The sequence below is a fragment of the Leifsonia sp. SIMBA_070 genome (genome assembly GCF_046534635.1).
GTDB lineage: Bacteria > Actinomycetota > Actinomycetes > Actinomycetales > Microbacteriaceae > Leifsonia.
Map to the genome: position 1 here is coordinate 1 of NZ_JAWRYK010000955.1, position 235 is coordinate 235.

Below are 235 nucleotides of genomic sequence, written 5' to 3' on the forward strand. Positions count from 1 at the left end.
GGGCACGAGCAGCATCGCGTCGGCGGCGTCGGTCACGCCCTGCTCGCAGGCGAGCTGGTAGAGCGTGTTGAACGGCAGGAACTGCAGGCCGTTGCGGCGGTAGAGCTCCTCGAAGCTCGCGACGTCGTGCACGGCCGAGACTCCGGCAGCCGTCCGCTCGTCGCGGTAGTGGAACGGCGTGCCGAGCATGCGGTCGCCGCGCATCAGCGCGTAGTCGACGGCCCACGAGTCGATG

The 235-nt window shown here is 70.2% G+C and carries 1 pseudogene; it reads right to left on the reverse strand.

The features are described from left to right. Positions 1-235 (reverse strand): annotated as a pseudogene (locus tag SB754_RS23005) (rhamnulokinase); the annotation flags it as partial.